17 protein-coding genes are annotated in these 18,238 nt (G+C 62.5%); 3 read left to right on the top strand and 14 right to left on the bottom strand.

Annotated elements, in window-relative coordinates; translation table 11 throughout:
* Nucleotides 1-51: 51 nt before the first annotated feature.
* The 9 genes from KUV45_RS02050 to KUV45_RS02010 all read right to left on the bottom strand — a co-directional run bounded on the left by KUV45_RS02050 (nucleotide 52) and on the right by KUV45_RS02010 (nucleotide 9,613).
* On the bottom strand, nucleotides 52-1,047 hold the full coding sequence (locus tag KUV45_RS02050; protein ID WP_222162240.1) for a TRAP transporter substrate-binding protein: 996 nt from the start codon (nucleotides 1,045-1,047) through the stop codon (nucleotides 52-54).
* A 146-nt stretch (nucleotides 1,048-1,193) separates the two neighbouring features.
* Nucleotides 1,194-2,180, bottom strand: a complete 987-nt coding sequence (locus KUV45_RS02045; protein WP_222162241.1) for an amidohydrolase — start codon at nucleotides 2,178-2,180, stop codon at nucleotides 1,194-1,196.
* 29 nt (nucleotides 2,181-2,209) lie between these two features.
* On the bottom strand, nucleotides 2,210-3,220 hold the full coding sequence (locus KUV45_RS02040) for a TRAP transporter substrate-binding protein (protein WP_222162242.1): 1,011 nt from the start codon (nucleotides 3,218-3,220) through the stop codon (nucleotides 2,210-2,212).
* Between the two features lie 78 nt (nucleotides 3,221-3,298).
* Nucleotides 3,299-4,300: an AraD1 family protein gene (araD1, locus tag KUV45_RS02035; protein ID WP_222162243.1), complete on the bottom strand. Its 1,002-nt coding sequence runs from the start codon at nucleotides 4,298-4,300 to the stop codon at nucleotides 3,299-3,301.
* Nucleotides 4,301-4,307: 7 nt separating this feature from the next.
* Nucleotides 4,308-5,480: an L-rhamnonate dehydratase gene (locus KUV45_RS02030; protein ID WP_222162244.1), complete on the bottom strand. Its 1,173-nt coding sequence runs from the start codon at nucleotides 5,478-5,480 to the stop codon at nucleotides 4,308-4,310.
* Between the two features lie 163 nt (nucleotides 5,481-5,643).
* Complete coding sequence (locus tag KUV45_RS02025; RefSeq protein ID WP_222162245.1) at nucleotides 5,644-6,639, bottom strand: 4-hydroxythreonine-4-phosphate dehydrogenase PdxA; 996 nt, start codon at nucleotides 6,637-6,639, stop codon at nucleotides 5,644-5,646.
* A gap of 56 nt (nucleotides 6,640-6,695) precedes the next feature.
* Entirely contained in the window at nucleotides 6,696-7,979 is a 1,284-nt protein-coding gene (locus tag KUV45_RS02020) for a TRAP transporter large permease (RefSeq protein WP_222162246.1), read from the bottom strand.
* Nucleotides 7,976-8,530: a TRAP transporter small permease gene (locus KUV45_RS02015; RefSeq protein ID WP_222162247.1), complete on the bottom strand. Its 555-nt coding sequence runs from the start codon at nucleotides 8,528-8,530 to the stop codon at nucleotides 7,976-7,978. Before KUV45_RS02015 ends, KUV45_RS02020 begins: the two co-directional genes overlap by 4 nt.
* A gap of 108 nt (nucleotides 8,531-8,638) precedes the next feature.
* Nucleotides 8,639-9,613 (bottom strand): TRAP transporter substrate-binding protein, encoded by a 975-nt coding sequence (locus KUV45_RS02010; protein ID WP_222162248.1) that lies wholly within the window; start codon nucleotides 9,611-9,613, stop codon nucleotides 8,639-8,641.
* Nucleotides 9,614-10,043: 430 nt separating this feature from the next.
* On the opposite strand from KUV45_RS02010, the gene KUV45_RS02005 reads away from it, so the two are divergent.
* Nucleotides 10,044-10,778 carry a FadR/GntR family transcriptional regulator gene (locus tag KUV45_RS02005; RefSeq protein WP_222162249.1) on the top strand — a complete coding sequence of 245 codons (735 nt, stop codon included), beginning with the start codon at nucleotides 10,044-10,046 and terminating at the stop codon, nucleotides 10,776-10,778.
* Nucleotides 10,779-10,838: 60 nt separating this feature from the next.
* Here KUV45_RS02005 and KUV45_RS02000 read toward each other — a convergent pair whose 3' ends face one another.
* The 5 genes from KUV45_RS02000 to KUV45_RS01980 form a co-directional block, all read right to left on the bottom strand.
* Nucleotides 10,839-11,828 (bottom strand): ParA family protein, encoded by a 990-nt coding sequence (locus tag KUV45_RS02000; protein WP_222162250.1) that lies wholly within the window; start codon nucleotides 11,826-11,828, stop codon nucleotides 10,839-10,841.
* Nucleotides 11,825-13,009, bottom strand: a complete 1,185-nt coding sequence (locus KUV45_RS01995) for an ATP-binding protein (RefSeq protein ID WP_222162251.1) — start codon at nucleotides 13,007-13,009, stop codon at nucleotides 11,825-11,827. Before KUV45_RS01995 ends, KUV45_RS02000 begins: the two co-directional genes overlap by 4 nt.
* A gap of 194 nt (nucleotides 13,010-13,203) precedes the next feature.
* Complete coding sequence (locus KUV45_RS01990; RefSeq protein WP_222162252.1) at nucleotides 13,204-13,944, bottom strand: 16S rRNA (uracil(1498)-N(3))-methyltransferase; 741 nt, start codon at nucleotides 13,942-13,944, stop codon at nucleotides 13,204-13,206.
* Nucleotides 13,944-14,477: a protein-export chaperone SecB gene (gene secB, locus KUV45_RS01985; RefSeq protein WP_206942134.1), complete on the bottom strand. Its 534-nt coding sequence runs from the start codon at nucleotides 14,475-14,477 to the stop codon at nucleotides 13,944-13,946. Before secB ends, KUV45_RS01990 begins: the two co-directional genes overlap by 1 nt.
* A gap of 44 nt (nucleotides 14,478-14,521) precedes the next feature.
* Complete coding sequence (locus tag KUV45_RS01980) at nucleotides 14,522-14,944, bottom strand: rhodanese-like domain-containing protein (RefSeq protein WP_206942132.1); 423 nt, start codon at nucleotides 14,942-14,944, stop codon at nucleotides 14,522-14,524.
* 436 nt (nucleotides 14,945-15,380) lie between these two features.
* Here KUV45_RS01980 and gpmI point away from each other — a divergent pair, with 436 nt between their 5' ends.
* The gene (gene gpmI, locus KUV45_RS01975) at nucleotides 15,381-16,952 is read left to right on the top strand and encodes a 2,3-bisphosphoglycerate-independent phosphoglycerate mutase (RefSeq protein WP_206942131.1); all 1,572 of its coding nucleotides are present in this window, start codon (nucleotides 15,381-15,383) and stop codon (nucleotides 16,950-16,952) included.
* Between the two features lie 56 nt (nucleotides 16,953-17,008).
* Nucleotides 17,009-18,235: a peptidoglycan DD-metalloendopeptidase family protein gene (locus KUV45_RS01970; RefSeq protein ID WP_308126690.1), complete on the top strand. Its 1,227-nt coding sequence runs from the start codon at nucleotides 17,009-17,011 to the stop codon at nucleotides 18,233-18,235.
* The last annotated feature ends 3 nt before the right edge of the window (nucleotides 18,236-18,238 follow it).

The raw sequence follows: 18,238 nt of genomic DNA, 5'->3' as shown, positions 1-18,238 counted from the left end.
AGTCGGGGCGGACACTCCGCCCCGGAGATACCTACCTGGCGTTGGCGCCTGTTAACGGGCCTCGGCCAGGGCCTTGTCGAAGTCAGCCACGAAGTCGGCAGCCAGAGCGTCACGATGGGCTTCGATCACTGGCGCCAGGCGCTCGCCCATGGCGCGACGCTGCTCCAGCGGCACCGCGTTGACGGTCATCTTGTCGGACAGCTCTGCCAACAGCCGGTCATTCAGCTCGCGGCTGGCCTGACGCTGATACAGAGTGGCCTCCCGCGCTGCCTCGGCGATGGCCTCGCGCTGGTCGTCGGTCAGGCCGTCGAGGAAGCTGGCCGAGCCGATCAACACCTGGGCGTCGTAGGCATGGGCGGTCTGGGACAGGTACTGCTGCACCTCGAAGAAGCGCTTGGACTCGATCACGCTATAGGGGTTTTCCTGGCCGTCGACGGTGCGCGTCTCCAGCGCGGTGAACAGCTCATTCACCGGCATCGGCACGGCGTTGGCGCCCAGGCCATTGAACATGTCGATGTACAGCTCGTTCTGCATGGTGCGGATCTTCAGGCCCTCCACATCGTCGGCGGCCTCAACCGCCCGGCGGCTGTTGGTGATATGGCGGAAGCCGTTTTCCCAGAACTCGTAGCCCACCAGGCCCTTGTCGGCGAGGCTCGCCAGCAGATCACGCCCGGCGGGGCCGTCGAGCACAGCGTCGGCATGTTCGCTGTCGTCGAACTGGAACGGCAGGCTGACGATGCTGAAATGGGGGTTTAGGCTGGCCAGGGTGGCGGTAGACGGTGCGGTGAAGGCCAGGGTGCCCGCCTGCAGCATCGAGGTCATGTTGACGTCGTTGCCGAGAATGCCGTTGCTGAAGACCTGAACCTTGACCTCGCCATCGGTCTTCTCCTCGACCAGCTCGGCGAAGCGTTTTGCCCCGAGGGTCTGGGGGTGGGTATCGGGCAGGCTGGTGCCCATGCGCGCGGTGACCGCGGCCTGACTGGTACCGCCAAGACCGAGGCCGGCGACCAGCGCTGAAGCGAGCAGAATGTGCTTTGCGGATATCATGATGGGGCTACCTTTTTCGTTATTCGTTAGGGGGGGTCATTCGCCGCCCTGGGTTTGATACCAGGGTTGATACCAGGGTTGATGCCAGGGTTGATGCCAGGGTTGATGCCAGGGCCAGCGGCAGGTGTAGTCGTCAGGGTTGATCGTCAGGGGTGATCATCAGAGGTGAGCGCCAGGCGGGAGTCGCTCAAGCCATAGCAGCGCACGGCGTTATCGCAGAACATCGCTAGGCGCTGCTCACGGGTATAGCCCGCACTCACCGCCTTGAAGGCGTCGAACAGCTCGGCGAGATCGACAACGAGGCTGTCCACCGGGAAGTTGCTGGCGAACATGCAGCGCTCGGGGCCGAACAGCTCGATGGCGGTATGCAGCAGTTCACGATTGTCGGCGAGCCGCCAGGGCTGGTCCGCAAGGCCAATGCCCGAGAGCTTGAGCATGACCTGGGGATAGACGGCGACCTTGTGCATGGCGGCGCGCCAGCCTGCCAGGGTCGCGGGATCGCGATCTCCCGGAACACCGGCATGGTTGATCACCACCGGCATGTCGGGGTGGCGCTCGAGCAGTGTCACAAGCTCGCCCAAATGCCACCAGAGCACCTGCAGCTCGAAGATCCAGCCCCGCCGCGCCAGGGCCGCCACGCCGGTCTGATAGCGCGAGCATTCCAGCGAACCGGCCAGGCCATGACCCGGCCGATAGTCTTGCCGTCGCATGCTGGTCGGCTTGTGGCGCACCCCCTTGACCAGCGGATAGTCGGACAGCGCCGCCAGCTGCTCCTCGATATCGTCACGGTCCAGCCAGGCTTGGGCCAGCATGGCATTGGGCCAGCCTGTCGCCTGATGCAGGCGCTGGATCCAGGCCGCCTCACCCACGGCCTGGTCCGGCGCCCACTCGGCCTCCATGTAGACGCACCCCAGCACTCGGTGAACGCCGGCCAGGCGCCGGTACTCCTGTGGCAGAAAGGGACACCGAATGGCCCGGTAATCGCCGTAGCGAAACGGGATCAGCGGCTCGTCACACAGCCAGGGATGGTAATTTTGGGTCGGGTCCCAGAAATGCAGGTGCGCATCGACGATCGGCAGATCGCGATCCTCACCGCTTTCCAGAAAGCGCCGGCGCGCTACGTCAAGCTGCATGACCACTCCTCCTGCTGGGGCGCCCTGGGCTACTCGGCCTTGGCGGCGACGATGGCATCGATCAGTTCGCTGCCGTACTCGTCGGCGAAGGTCGAGCGCACCGAATCCGCCACCGCCTCGCGCATGGAATCTCGATCCGGGGATTCGACCACCTGCATGCCCTGCTCCTTGAGGAAGGCCAGGTCGTCGGCCATGCCATCCGCCAACAGGGCACGCTCGTAACTGGCGGCTTCCCGGGCGGCCTCCACCAACAGACGACGCTGGTCCTCGGGCAGTCCTTCGAACTTGGCCTTGTTCATCACCAGCGGGGCTGCGGTGTAGGCGTGGGCCGTCAGCGACAGGTGGTCCTGCACCTCGTAGAAGTTGGCCGAGCGGATCAGGCTGACCGGGTTCTCCTGACCGTCCACGGTGCGGGTCTCCAATGACGTGAAAAGCTCGGTGAAAGGCATCGGCGTAGGGTTGGCCCCAAGCGCCTGGAAGGCCGCGATATGGGCCGGATTCGGCGTGGTGCGCAGCTTCAGCCCCTCGATGTCGGCGGCGGTTTCCACCGCCCGGCGGGAGTTGGTCAGGTTGCGAAAGCCGATCTCCCAGAACGCCAGTCCGGTCATGTCGTGCTCGCCGAGCTTGTCCAGCAGCGACTGACCGACGTCGCCGTCCAGCACCCGGTAGGCATGGTCGTAGTCGTCAAACAGGAACGGCAGATCGAGCACGTTGAGTTCGCCCACCAGGCCGGTGTAGTAGGGATTGCCGGTCAGTGCGATATCGACGCTGCCGCTGCGTACCCCACTGACCAGGGCGGTGTCGCTGCCAAGCTGGCCACTGGGAAAGACACGCACTTCCAGCTCGCCATCGCTGCCCTCATTGACCAGTTCGGCGAAGCGCTCGGCGGCCTTGTGCTGGGCATCCTGCACCGGGTGGGTGTGGGCGAAGGTCAGCGTCGCGGCAGACACCGAGGCCGCGCCAAGGACACAGCCTCCGGCCAGGGCGGCGAGCGCGGTAAAACGAAGGGTCGGAGCAAAGGCGTTCAGGGACGTTATCATTATCGTATCCTCGAGGAGGTGATAGACACCGCCACGTCATCCAGGCGCGGCGGTGATCTGCGCTACGCGCGTCGGCGTTTACAGTGCAGTGGGCCGGGTCTCGGCCTCGGGGGCTGCCTCCTCCTGAGCCAGCGGATTACGTAATGGACGGCCAAAGGCCGGCAACTCGATCTCGTAACGATCCCCCGGTGCCACCTGGATGCCGTCGGCGAAGCTCAGGGTGGCGGTACCGAAGAAATGCACGTGCACATCCCCGGGGGCGCGAAAGCCTGTGTACTTGAAGTGGTGGCGCTCCAGGTTGGCGATGCTGTGGGACATATTGGCCTCGCCGGTGAGAAACGACTTCTCCCAGCGCACCTCGCCGGCACGGGTGATACGGCTCACCCCTTCCAGATGCTCGGGCAGCTCACCGATATGCAGCTCCGGCCCGAAGCTGCACTGACGCAGCTTGGAATGGGCCAGCCACAGGTAGTTGTGGCGCTCGGTGACATGGTCGGAGAACTCGTTGCCGATGGCGAAGCCGACCCGGTAGGGGCGCCCGTCGGGACCGTTGACGTACAGCCCGACCAGCTCCGGCTCCTCACCGGCGTCCTCGGCAAAGGCCGGCGACGTCAGCGTAGCCTCCGGGGCCACTACCCAGCGCCCGTCCCCCTTGTAGAACCACTCGGGCTGGGCGCCGCTCTCACCCGGGCCAGGCTTGCCGCCTTCGACCCCCATCTGGAACATGCGCATGGAATCGGTCAGCTCGGCTTCGCTGGCACCCTCGATCTTGGCATGCATGGCGCTGCGGGTATCGGCGCTGCCCAGGTGGGTCAGGCCGGTACCGGTCACCAGACAGTGGGCCGGGTCCGGATGGGTCAGCGGCGGCCGCAAGCGTCCTTCGTCGACCAGTGCCTGGTAGTCGACGCTGCCCGTCTCCAGGCGTGCCTCGATCACGCGGGCGAGAGACGTCCCCGTGGCGATGGCCTGCAAGGCCAGGGCATAGACCCCACCATCGATATCGATGGGGATGACCCGCTCAGGGCTATCGACCAGCGCAGCGCGCAGGCGACCCTGCTCTTCGTACTGGATCACACGCATGGTCGTCTCACTCGATGATGGTGAACTGGTCGAAGTACTGTTCGTTGAGCTCGAGCCCCAGACCAGGCAGGTCGTCATCCAGATCGAGGAAGCCATTGACCGGTTCGGGATCCCCCTTGAACAGGTAATAGAACAGTTCATTGCCGATTTCGACGTCATGCACCGGGAAAAACTCTGACATCGGAGACGCCAATGTCGACATGGTCAGATGGTAGTTGTGCATCTGGCCGGCATGGGGGATGACCGGCACGCTGAACGACTCGGCGATGGCGTTGATCTTGCGCGCGGCGGTGATGCCACCGACCCGGTTGGTGTCGTACTGCACCACCGATACGGCGCGCTTCTCCAGCAACTGGCGGAAACCGTAGTGGTTGAACTCATGCTCGCCACCGGAGATCGGAATGCTGGTCAATGCATTGAGTTCGGCGTAGCCGTCGATGTCATCTGCCAGCACCGGCTCCTCGAGCCAGCGCGGCTCGAAGCGCTCGAGCTTGGGCAGGATGCGCTTGGCGTACTCCAGGTTCCAGCCCATATAGCACTCGAGCATCAGATCGATGTCGTCGCCGATGACCTCGCGCACCGCTGCGACGCTCTTGAGGTTTTCGCGAACGCCTTCCGGGCCGTCCTTCGGGCCATAGCCAAAGCGCATCTTCATGGCCTTGAAGCCCTGGTCCAGATAGGACTGGGCCTCACGCTGCATCTCATTGAGGTCAGTGCGATAGAGCTTGGAGGCGTAACAGGGAATCTTCTCCTTGGTGCGTCCTCCGAGCAGCTTGAACACCGGCTTGCCGACCGCCTTGCCCATCAGGTCCCAGATGGCGATATCGACGCCGGAAATCGCCGCCATACCGATACCACGACGACCCCAGGCATGGGTCGAGCGATACATGCGCTGCCACAGGTACTCGTAGTCGAAGGGGTCCTGGCCAATCACCAGCGGCGCCAGATATTGATCGATGATCGCCTTGGCGATGCGCGGTGCCAGGGCCACATTGCCGAGGCCAACGAGGCCAGCGTCGGTCTCGACCTCTACCGTGGTCCAGCCGTGGAAACGGAAGGTCCCCATGGAGTCGCCCTTGTCCCACAGCTCGTCCATGGCGTTGGAGCAGAAGTGCGCCTGGGGCGCCACCGTATGACCGTTCCACTCAAAGACTCGGGTACGTACGTTTGTGATCTTCATGTCGGTTCCTGTCGCATTCTTGTCATGCCGCCCAAGCTGCCGATGCTCGTATCGCCATCACCGCTATCGGCAAGAGTTGCCGCCAAGGCCGATGGCCGGGGCTGGTTAAAAGGGCTGGTTCATAGGGCTGGTTAAAAGGGCTGGTAAATAGAGAAGCCGTCGATCAGTTGAGGCACATGGCCTTGACCAGGTTGAAGGCGTTACGAGTCGGGGTCAGGTTGGCCTTGCCCTGGCCCGCGATATCGAAGGCGGTGCCATGGGCCGGCGACCCTACCGGCACCGGCAGGCCACCGAGGATGGTCACGCCACGATCGAAGCCCAGCATCTTGATCGCGATCTGGCCCTGGTCGTGGTACATGGTGACTACCGCGTCCAGCTCGCCATCACGGGCCTTGAGAAACACCGTGTCAGCAGGGAAAGGCCCCACGATGGGGTAGCCCTTGGCGACGCATGCCTCCACCGCCGGGGCGATGATGTCGATCTCTTCACGTCCACAGGTGCCGCCTTCGCCGGCGTGGGGATTGAAGCCCGCCACCGCGACCCTGGGCGCGTCGAAGCCGGCCTTTTTCAGGGTGTCGTGAATCAGGGTGGCCGCGGCGACGATACGTTCCTCGGTGATGTAGGTGTGGGCGTCCTTGAGTGGCACATGGGACGAGATACGCGAGGTCCAAAGCGTTCCCAGGGTATTGAACTCACTGAAGAAGGTGGTCACACCCAGCTTCTCGACGAACCAGTGCAGCTCGTCCTCGTGGCCCAGGCCGCCGAGCTTCATGGCGTACTTGTTGAGCGGCGCAAAGCAGATACCGTCGACCTCGCCGGCCTTGTGGGCCTCGATGCAGCGGCTCAGCACCGCCAGCACCGAGGCGCCACCCGCGGCGTTGGCCTCGGCGTAGGCGGTCTGCTCAGGCGACACCGTGTCCATCTCAAGAAATACCGGACCACTTTGATCGCGGGCCTCCTTGAAGCTCTCCACCTCGGGAAGTTCGAGGTTCACCCCAGCCACGCGCTGGCCTTCCTGCCATAGCCAGCGGTCGCCAATCAGCACGGTATGGCAGCCTTGGGTGGCCTCGCCCTCGGCCAACAGCTTGGCCACCAGTTCCGGGCCGATACCGCCAGGGTCACCGAGGGTCAGCGCGATCAGGGGAGTCTTCTGGGTCATGTCGTTATTCCTTGTTCGATTGTCTGTAGCGCCAGTGAGGCGGAAGTTCGAAAGCGTCAGCCGTAGAAGGCATGGACCAGGCTCATGGGGATCGCCGGCACGTAGGTGACCAGCATCAGCACCACGAACAGCACGAAGATCATCGGCAGGTTGACCTTGGTCACCTCCCACATGTCGGTCTTGGCGATCGAGCAGGAGGTCGCCAGCACCGAGGCCACCGGCGGCGTCTGCTGGCCGATGGCCAGGTTGAGCGTCAGGATCAGGCCGAAGTGAATCGGGTCGATGCCGATCTGCTGGACCAGCGGCATCACGATGGGCACCACCAGAATGATCGCGGCGGCCCCGTGCAGGAACATGCCGAGCAGCAGCAGCAGGATGTTGAGCAACGCCAGTACCGCCACCGGGTCGCTGGTAATGGCGGTAATCTGGCGCGCCAGCTCCTGGGGCAGCTGCATTTCAGTGAGAAACAGCCCCAGCACCGCGGAGGTCGCCACCAGCAGCATCACCACCGCGGTCTGGATCACGCCTTCGATCACCGCGCGGTAGAGAATCTTGAGATTGAGCTCGCGGTAGACCAGGCCACCGATGACCAGCGCGGCCAGCACCGCGATACCTGCTCCCTCGGTGGCGGTGACAAAGCCGCCGAAGATGCCGCCGAGGATGATCACCGGCAGGGTCAGCGCCCAGAAGGCTTCCTTGAACGCCTTGCCCAGGCGCGACAGCGAAAAGGCCTCTTCGCGGGGCAGATCGTACTTCACCGCGTAGTAGTAGCAGGCCATGGCCAGGCCGACGCCGCCCAGGATGCCGGGAATGATGCCGGCCACGAACAGCTTGACGATGGAGGTGTCGGCGATGGCGCCGTACAGGATCATCGACAGCGACGGCGGAATGATGATCGCCAGCGACGCCGAGGATGAGGTGATGGCCGCAGAGAAGTTGGCGTTGTACTTGCGCCGCTTCATCTCGGGAATCAATACCGAACCGGTGGCCGCCACGTCAGCCACGGCGGACCCCGAGATTTCGGCGAAGAACATCGACACCCCGACGTTGACCATGGCCAGGCCGCCACGGACGAAGCCGACCATGGCGGAGACCAGGTTGATCAGGCGCAGCGAGATGCCGGAGGTGTTCATCAGGGCGCCGGCAAAGATGAACAGCGGAATGGCGATCAGCGGAAACTTGGTGGCGCCGTTGAACAGCGTCAATGGCACATTGACCAGGGAATCGACGCCCATGAAGACGGCCACCCCGACCACGCCCACGGTGCCGATGGCCACCGCGATGGGCACATTGATCAGTACCAGCGCGAACAGCGCGGCGATCACGATCAAAAGCGTCATGAGCGGTGCTCCTTCAAGTCTTGCTCGGCGATGCGGATCGCCTCTTCGATGGCTTCCTCTTCGCTGTCGATACCAGCACGCACCTTGTTCCACGCCACCGGTAGGCTCAGCAGTTCACACAGGATGAACAGCACAGCGCTAATCGGAATCACCGACTGAGTCACATCCAGCCCGATCGACGGCAGCGCCACCAGGCTGTCCCAGGCCAGAATCGGCAGCACCAGGTAGCCGTAGTAGCCCACCGCCAGAAAGAAGCCGACAACGATGATCTCGGAAAGCACAAACAGACTGCTGCGAAGGCCAGGGCTGGCCTTGGCGACGAGACCGGGAAAGCCCATGTGGGCACGCTTGAGCGCGGCCAGACAGGCGCCGTAGAAGCTCAACCAGGCCAGGTTGATGGAGGCCACCTCGTCGTACCAGGGCAGATTGCCGCCAAAGGTACGCAGTGCCACGGCGACCAGCACGATGGTCGTCAGTGTCAGCAGCAAGGTGACGGTGAAGCACTCCAGCAGGCGTTCCAGCCACAGGCGTGCCGTGTCGAGCGGCGTCATGGTCTCGATCTCCAGCAGGGATAGATGGGCAGCGGGTATAGCAACAACAGAGAAAGGACAGTAGCCACCAGGGATGCCATGGCGACGTCCCTGGTGGCACCCGGCCGGTTATTCGCCGGCCAGGCCCAGCGCCCGATCGATCAGCGCCTGGCCGCCGTCCACCTGACTGGCAAAGGCTTCATAGACCGGTGTACTGGCTTCCACGAAAGCGCCGCGGTCGACCATGTTGACCTGCATGCCGGCCTCCTCCAGCACCGACACCAGCTCGCCGTCCAGCGCTTCACCCTTGGCCAGCGCCCACCCCTGGGTTTCCACGGCCACCTCCTGGATGGCGCTGCGCACGTCCTCCGGCAGTTTTTCCCAGCCGCCCTTGCCGGCGGTCAGCCAGATCGGCGAATAGACGTGGTTGGACAGCGACAGATAGTCCTGTACTTCCTGGAACTTGGCGCCGTCGATATTGGACAGCGGGTTCTCCTGACCATCGACGACGCCGGTCTGCAGCGCCACGAATACCTCGGAGAAGGCCATCGGCGTGGGATTGGCCCCCCAGGTCTCGAACATGCGTGTACGCCACTCGCTCTGGGGGGTACGCAGCTTCAGGCCATCCAGGTCCTCCGGCACATTGACCGGACGCTCATTGTTGGTGATCTGGCGAAACCCGTTCTCCCAGGTCGACACGATCTCAAGCCCCTGCTCACGAGCATCCTCGGCCAGGTCGGTCATGACGATGTCTTGATCCACGGCCACCAGGTGCTGGCGATCCTTGACCAGAAACGGCAGATCGAACAGCGCGAAGCTCGGCGCCACCGACGACATGATCGATGAGATGGCGGCCAGGTCGACGGTACCAAGACGCAGCTTCTGGATCAGTTGGCGTTCATCGCCGATCTGACCACTGTGGTAGTACTCCACCTGATGGGCGTCGCCCAGGCGCTCCTGCAGCGCGTCGGCGAAGTACTGGGAGGTCTGGCCTTGCAAGCTGCCGGGCGCGCCACCGATGGCGAAGACGATCTTGTCAGCCTGGGCAACGGTGGACGCCAGGGCCAGCGTCAGAGCGGAGAGAGCGAGCGTGCACTTGTTCATGGGATGCTCCTGAGCGTTGGTATCGTTGTTATGTCGATATGATTGTTATTGGGAGTGCCGGTCATGGCCGCTGGAGTCGCCTGCTGGCCCCCGCCATGGCGAGGCTCCGCTGCCATCTGGTCTAGTGGTTGGATTACCAGACCAGTTGAAACGAAATCTAGGCGTGACGTTCCAGACCAGTCAACTGCTTTGGCGTAAAACTAGACCTTTGTCTAGCAGATAGTCGCCACGAACAAGAGATACGTTTCCGTCAAGATTGATCTGGTCTAACATGCAGACCAGAAAGCCGTGGAAAGCGCGAGACCCGCGCCAGCCCGACGACAGCCATGCCATCGCGGCACCATCCACTACCGAAACGAACGACAGAGCCGACGGCGGATACCGCGCTGGAGGTTGCCGGACGACGTCGACGCCTGAGAGGGACCACGCCATGGAAAGCTCGGCCTTTGCCTTCGAGAAGACCCTGAAGAACAAGACAAAAAAAGACATCCTGGCGGACAAGCTGGTGGGCATGATCCTGGATGGCCTGCTGCGAGACGGCGATGTGATGCCAAGTGAGCGAGACCTGGCGCAGCTGTTCGGGGTCAGCCGTGAAACCGTGCGCGGCGCCATGTCGCTGGTCAGCGGCTATGGCCTGATCAGCGTCTCCCACGGCGCCAAGACGCGAGTGTGTGCCACCGACCGGGACCTGGAGGCCTATCGGCGCCAGCACGGGTTCGATGAGGGGCATGCCGTCAACCGTCATGATGTCGACAGCGTGTTTGAAAGCCGTATCGTGGTGGAGGCAGCGATTGCCCGCAAGGCCGCCATGAATATCGACGACGATGGCCTCATGCGCCTTGAGCGCCTGCTGCACGCCCAGGCCGACATGTTCGATTCACCGGTGCCTTTCCAGCTATCGGACCAGAACTTTCACAAGCTGATCTCGGAGTACGCCCGCAACGAGATCCTCGCCGGCTACAGCGAGGAACTCTACGCCTACGGCCTCAATGTGCGTCGCCAGGTGATGATCGAACCCGGCGCCATCGAACGCAGCTACCGGGAGCACTGCCACATACTCGACGCCTTGAAGCGTCGCGACCCCGACGCCGCCGAGCGCGCCATGCTGGCCCATCTGGACAGCGTCTACCGCACCACCCGGGCCAAGCTGGGGCAGGAGGCGTGAGGCGTAACGATCGAGACACCACCTAGTGAAGATTTGGGGCGTCCAAAGAGCGCCTGTACGCTAGGGCATTTCCACTTCGGCATGGTCGGCCACGCACTGCGCCAACCGGAGGAAGTCCCCATAGCAATCGCGAACGGCTTCGACATGTGCGCCGATGGCACCATCCGCCGCCTTGAGGAAGAACATGGGCTTGTTGGCTTCCATGGCAAGCGGCATCAGGCTGCGATAGTGCTTAAGTCTGGCAAGGCAGTATGCGTCGCTGTCCACCGATGGCAACGGGTCGCAATGTTCGTCCAGAACGGCTTGCCGGTAGACAAGGGGAATACGCTCCATCCAGCGCATATACGCCTTTACCGGACGGCGGTCCCTGACACCATGCTGCATGACGACATAGCCGACAGGCGCCATCTTGCCGGAAGGTACCGAAATATTGGCCGTACTTGGCAGCTCACCCAGCCTTTTGCTCCAACCTTTGCGCCAGTCACGCAGCGTTGGTCCGAGGTTTTGTAAACCCTGGAGGGAGAACAGGTCTGGAGCTAGCGGCAACACCACTTGCTCCGAGGCGATTAATGCTGAGCGATTGATAGCGCCTAGATTCGGCCCTACGTCGATCAACACCAGGTCAGCGGAATGAGCGTGGGCGGCTTGCTCAATGATGCGATGAAAGGCAGTGATGATTCGGAAGGCGGCTTCTTGACCATCAAGACACTTGGGCCAGTTCTCGGACAGCAGGTCCTCGAAACGTGAAAGCGCCAGGTTTCCGCATACCAGCCCCAGTCCTTCAGCCACCTGTTCGACGTGAGGAGCGGCAATATCACCGGTACGGTTGATAAGCGGCAAAAGGCTTTCGTAAATCGTTGCTTGCCCATTGTTCTCCCACAGACTGGCCAGGCGCTCTTCGTCCAGGAACATGGCGCTAAGGTTGGCCTGAGGGTCGATATCAACTGCCAGAGTACGAAGTCCATTGTCAGCGTACATCCATGCCAGGTGATACACTAGGGAGGTTTTTCCGACACCGCCCTTGTTATTAAAAAAGGCGATGGTTTTCATGTTGTTCTCCCCGGCAGGATTGCCAAAACGGCTCGATCATCCACTTCAAACTGAATGGTCGGACTGCCACTTTTTGCCATTGCGGCTTGAGCGCGCTGGATACCATAGCCAAAGCGGTTGACGTAGCCCAGAGCCTTCATCGCCTCGGCCAGCACTGGATTGCGATAGCTACTACGCCTTTCCAAGGTGTCAGGAGTTACTTCACCGTAGAGGCCACCTGGACTATGTATCTCGATCCGATCCACAAACCAGTAAAGCTTGACCGGGGTGTTGGATTGATAATCTCGGTGCATGATGGCATTGAGGAGAATTTCTCGAATAGCGATATCTGGGTAGTCAGAAACGCTCACCTCTCGCAAGGTTGAAGCTTGTTCTGGCCGAACATGATTATGAGCTTTTATTCTCGCTTCTATTTCTCGCAATATGCCAAGCAAATCACCTGAAATTTCGGCTTCATCATCAGGCCGGTCCGTCAACGTTTTTCCAGGAAGACGCAGAAATTGGATATAGGCACCGGGTAAAAAGAACCGAGGATTTTTGCCAAATAACAAAAGACCCGCGACGGTGGGCACACGATGGAGACTGTCAAAAAAACGTAGGGACGCGAGCTGGTCTTCCACTGATCGATGGTTTTCGGCAATAACGTCCGGGTCGACCACTTCCTGGCGATAGGCCTGGAACTGAGAGGCTGACAGATCTTCTAATACAGCCTCTCCAACAGGGCTGGCATCGTAACTTCTGGCCTTGGATATTCGCCGCTCGGTCAGTATGCGCTCTTCCTGCTCACTGGCGGTGGCTTTACGGGGACCGACACGGATCCAGACCTGTCCCTTGTAGCGCAGCGGAGGAAGATCCGAAGGCAGAACTTCCACCACAGCCACATCTCCACCGTCGAGCGACAGTTTAGCAACGTGAATGACGGGCAGTGGCTGAATGTTGCCATCTGAGCGCAGAGCACCAAGCTTTTCCAGAAGTTGTTCGGTAACGTCGATACCGACAGGCTTGCCATTGCTGTCGACACCTACCACGAGGTAACCGGGCTGCCGATGATTTGGCAAGTCATTGGCAAAAGCACACACAGCCTGGCAAAACTTGTCGGTCTTGTTGGTGGCTTCAGTGCGCTCGATTCGATCACTTTCCAGATCTGCCATCAGCGCCGTGAGTTCTTGTGCAGAAATCATTGGAACCTATCTCCTGTGACCGCAAGCTACCGATGATGATTCCATTGCAGGGAAGTGAAGAAAAGCGACACATCTAGCGAATCAATGGTGACCAACACCTCATCCAGAAGCATAAACGTAACGCGTCAATTCTACCCCCGGATGCTGTCTCTACCAACTGACCTGAACTACCTCGCTCAAAAGTCAGCAAGCGCTCACATATCCCCAAACCTCGATTGAAGCAGGGTCAATGCCACCACCGGGGCGGTTTCGGTACGCAGGATGCGTGGCCCCAGGGTCAGGGCAGCGAACCCCTTGGCGCTCGCTGCCTCAACCTCGGTGAGGGACAGGCCGCCTTCCGGGCCGATCAGCACACAGGCGCGGTCGACGGCGTCAACGCGATCGAGGACCCCAGGCGTACCGGGTTGCAGCACCAGTTTCAGCGGCTCATCGCGCTGGCCAAGCCAGTGCTCCAGTGTCTGAGGCTCATGTACCGAGGGCACCGTGGCCCGCCCGCACTGCTCACAGGCACTGACCGCCACGGCTTGCCAATGCGCCAGCTTCTTGGCCTCGCGCTCCCCCTTCAGACGCACGTCACCGTGCTCGGTGTACAACGGCGTGATCGCCGCTGCTCCAAGCTCGACCGCTTTCTGGATGGCGTAGTCCATGCGATCCCCCTTGGAGATCGCCTGGCCAAGGTGAACCGACAGGGGCGACTCGCCCCTACCGTCTCTTACCTCACGTATGTGAACGCTTACTTTCTTTCGGTCGGCCTCAGCGATGCTGGCGCAAGCCTCCTGGCCTTGGCCATCGAACAGCACCAGCGAATCGCCTGGCTTGAGCCGCAGTACGCGCCCCACATGTCGCGCGGCTCCTTCGGGCAGAACGACGTCGCCGCCAGCGACAAGCGCGGCGGCGACGTGAATGCGGGGGCCCCGGAAGGCGATATCGCTCATCAGTGAGCGGTCGGCGCCTGTTCGCCCTGAGCCGCACCTTGCTGCTCGGCTTCGCGACGCTTCTTCTGGGCGTACAGTGCTTCGAAGTTGACCGGCGCCAGCATCAGCGGCGGGAAACCACCGCGGTTGACCAGGCTGTCAACACACTCGCGAGCATACGGGAACAGCACGTTGGGGCAGAAAGCACCCAGGGTGTGGTCCAGCTGGTCGCCTTCGATACCCGTGATGCGGAACAGGCCAGCCTGCTCGATCTCGGCGAGGAAGCAGGTGGTGCCACTCTCGCTGTGGGTCACCTGGGCGGTCACCTTGATCACCACCTCGTACAGACCCTCGCTGACCTTGGCGCTGCGCGTATCCAGATCCAGTCCGACCTTCGGCTTGAACGGCTGGCCAAAGACGCCTGGGGAGTTGGGCGCTTCGAAGGAGATGTCCTTCACGTAGATGCGCTGCAGAGAAAACTGCACCTGCGGCTTTTCCTGATCCTGCTGACCGGCGGCCTGGGCACCGGCGTTCTGGTTGTTGTCATCTGCCATGGTAAAAATCCTTGAAACGGGTAATCAGAAATCAGTGCGGGCGATCATTTCTTGACGATGGGCAGGTTATCGGTCTGCCACTGGGTCATGCCACCCTTGAGCTTGAACACACGCTCGAAACCGGCTTTTTTCAGCTTGGCCGCTACGGCGCCAGAGCTCTGGCCATGCTTGCACACCACTACGATGGGCGATGACTTGACCTTGTCGAGCTCGTTAAGGCGATTGTCGAGGTTGCTCTGGGGGATATTGCGCGCACCGGCAATATGCCCTGCCTTGAAGTCGTTCTTGTCGCGCACGTCGAGGATCACGGCGTCCTCGCGGTTGACCATCTGAGTGGCCTCACTGGTCGTGACGCCACCGGCATTGGCATTGCGCAGCTCATACAGCAGCCAGGCCGTCAGCACGGCCAGGAAGGCCGCCACCAGCAGCGGATGGTTCTGCACAAATTCGAACAGCTGATCGATCATGGGCTCGGCTAACTCTTGTCGGATGCAAAGATGGTGAAGGCCTGGGGCGCAGGATCAAGGCGCGGGGTCAGACACCACCTGCGAAGCGCTCGATCACCGCCAGGGAAGCACGCCAGCATAGCCTGCGTCTCCCCTGACCGCCGCGGGGCGGCCAGTATACACGACTCAGCGCTGATGCCTCGCGGTCAGTGCCCCCTCGGGGCAATGACGCTTGACGCCAGCGTGCGATATGATGCCGCAAGGAAGTTCGTGTCGCGAGCCCGTTCGCCTACTCCATAAGCCCGTCAGCGACGTTTGGCATGCCATGCTGCACGCTTCCCGCAACGCCAGGCACCAGCGTTAATTCACGACACCCCAGGACATCCCCCGTCATCCACCGCGATGACCACAGAGAAGGATGCCGGGCGAGGTCACCTTGAGCTAGAGGCTATTCCTCATGACGGACACTGCGACCGCACCGCGCCCGGTGGCGCTGATCATTCTCGACGGCTACGGACACAACGAAGATACCGCGTCCAATGCCGTTGCCGCCGCCGACACTCCTCATATGGACCGCCTGTGGAAGGAGCGTCCCCACACGCTGATCCATACCGACGGGCGCCATGTGGGCCTGCCGGACGGCCAGATGGGTAACTCAGAGGTCGGCCATATGAACCTGGGTGCCGGGCGTATCGTCTATCAAGACTTTACCCGCATCACCAAGGCCATCGAGGACGGTGAGATCGACCACAATGTCGTTCTGACCGCACCGATCGACGCTGCCGTCAGTGCCGGCAAGGCCGTCCATCTGTTGGGGCTACTTTCCCCTGGTGGCGTACATAGCCACGAGGACCACCTGCTGGCCATCGCCGAGATGGCCGCCCGCCGCGGCGCCACCCGCATCTACCTGCACGGGTTCCTGGACGGCCGCGACACAGCGCCCAAGAGCGCCCAGGCGTCGATCGAGCGTGCCAACGCCAAGCTCGCTGAGCTGGTGGGCAAAGATAACGGCTATGTGGCGTCGATCATCGGTCGCTACTTCGCGATGGACCGTGACAACCGCTGGGAGCGAGTGGAAAAGGCCTACCGCCTGATTACCGAAGGCCACGGCGAGCAGCAGGCCGAAAGTGCCGAAGCGGGTCTCGCCGCTGCCTACGAACGTGGTGAAACCGACGAGTTTGTGGCCGCTACCAGCGTGCGGCCCAACGGCGAGGCCGTCACCGTCAACGATGGTGACGCCCTGCTGTTCCTCAATTTCCGCGCCGATCGCGCCCGCGAACTCACCCGCGCCTTTGTGCTCGAGGACTTCGACGGCTTCAACCGTCAAGCACGGCCGACGCTGGCCGCCGATGGTCTGGTCATGCTGACCCAGTACGCGGCAGACATTCCCGCTCCCTCGGCCTTCCCGCCCGCAGACCTGACCAACACCCTGGGTGAGGTGATGGAGCGTCGCGGCAAGACCCAGCTGCGTATCGCCGAGACCGAAAAGTACGCCCACGTGACGTTTTTCTTCTCCGGCGGCCGCGAGCAGGAATTCGAAGGTGAGAAGCGCGCCCTGATTCCTTCCCCCCAGGACGTCAAGACCTACGACGAAAAGCCCGAGATGAGCGCCTTTGAGCTGACCGACACCCTGGTCGAGGCCATTGATGGCGGCAGCTATGACCTGATCATCTGCAACTACGCCAACGGCGACATGGTCGGCCACACCGGCGACTTCAACGCCGCCAAGGCCGCCATCGAGGCAGTGGACAAGTGCGTAGGCCGCGTGGTCGAGGCGATCGAGAGAGCGGGGGGTGCCTGTCTGATCACCGCCGACCACGGCAACGCCGAACAGATGGTGCATCCGCAGACAGGCAACCCGCAGACCGCCCACACCACCTTCCCGGTGCCACTGGTGTATGTCGGCAGCCGCGAGGCCCGGCTCAAGGATGGCGGGCGCCTGTGCGATCTTGCTCCCACGCTGCTGACGATGATGAACGAAACCGTGCCTGAGGAAATGACCGGCGAGGTGCTGATCGAACTGTCGTGAGACGCTTCTTCGTACCCTTTCGTCAAGGCCGACCCGCCGCCCTTGCACGCTCAGCCATGACGCCGTCTCCCACGAGGCGGCGTCATGGCCTCGCAAGCACGCCTCATGGCCGCTGCGGCACGTTTCTGCTTGCCGCCGCCCTGTGGCTGGGCGGTCTGCCTACCCCGCTGACCGGGATGACGGTGGCCTCCTTGCCCGCTGCCTTCGCCAGCCCCGATGAGCGCGAGGCCCAGGCCACCCTGGACGCCATCGGTGAGCGCATTCAGGAGGCCAATCGGCGCCTGGCCAGCACCGATAGCGCTCGCGACGATGCCAGCGCTGACCTGCGTGAGGTGGAAACCGCCCTGGCCGACACCCACCGACAGCTGGATGAGCTGCAGGCCGAGCGCCGGGATATCGACCAGGAAATGGCCGAGCTGGAAAGACGCCGAGAGCTGATGGAGGCGGAACGCGAACAGCAGCAGGCCGCCCTGGCTCGCCAATTGGACGCGCTGTACCGCATGGGAACCACACCACAGCTGAAGCTGCTGCTGAATCAGGACGACCCTGCCCGGCTCGACCGCCTGCAGGCCTACCTCAACCATCTGGCCGAGGCACGCAACCAGCGACTGGATCTGCTGGCACAGCTCAACCGACGCCTGGACGAGAACCGGGACGCGCTTGAGCAGCGCACACAGCGCCTTGCAGCGCTCAGGGCCGATGTTGAAGCCCGCAGCCAGTCCCTGGCCCGCCAGAGCCAGGAACGCCAGGCCCTGGTGAACGAGCTGGACCAGCGTTATGACACCGAAGCCTCGCGCCTGGCAGCGCTCGACCAGGACAGGGCCCACGCCGAACGCGTGCTGCGCGACGTACAGGAGGCCATGACCCGGCTGGAGCGACCGCCCCCGTCTACCGCCATCGAGCGCACTCGCGGCGATCTGCCATGGCCGGTACAGGGCATGATGTTGAGCCGTTTTCACCAGTCCCGTGGCGTCCACCGCAATGGCATCCTGATCCAGGCAGCCTCGGGCACCGCTGTCGAGGCAGTGCATGCCGGGCGCGTGGTGTTTGCCGACTGGATGCGCGGCTTTGGCAATCTGTTGATCATCGATCACGGCGATCAGGTAATGACGCTCTATGCCCACCTGCAGCAGTTCGAGACGAGCGTCGGCAGCCGGGTCGAGCGCGGCCAGGTGCTTGGCCGCGTTGGCGTCAGCGGCGGCCGGGACGCCCCCGGACTGTACTTCGAGGTCCGCCGACGCGGCAGCCCGATTGACCCCAGCGGCTGGATCGCGCGGCGCTGATCC

Source organism: Halomonas sp. DP3Y7-2 (assembly GCF_019800795.1).
GTDB classification, from domain to species: domain Bacteria; phylum Pseudomonadota; class Gammaproteobacteria; order Pseudomonadales; family Halomonadaceae; genus Halomonas; species Halomonas litopenaei_A.
Note: the sequence above shows the minus strand (reverse complement) of the source record. Positions and strands in the feature narration are given on the sequence as shown.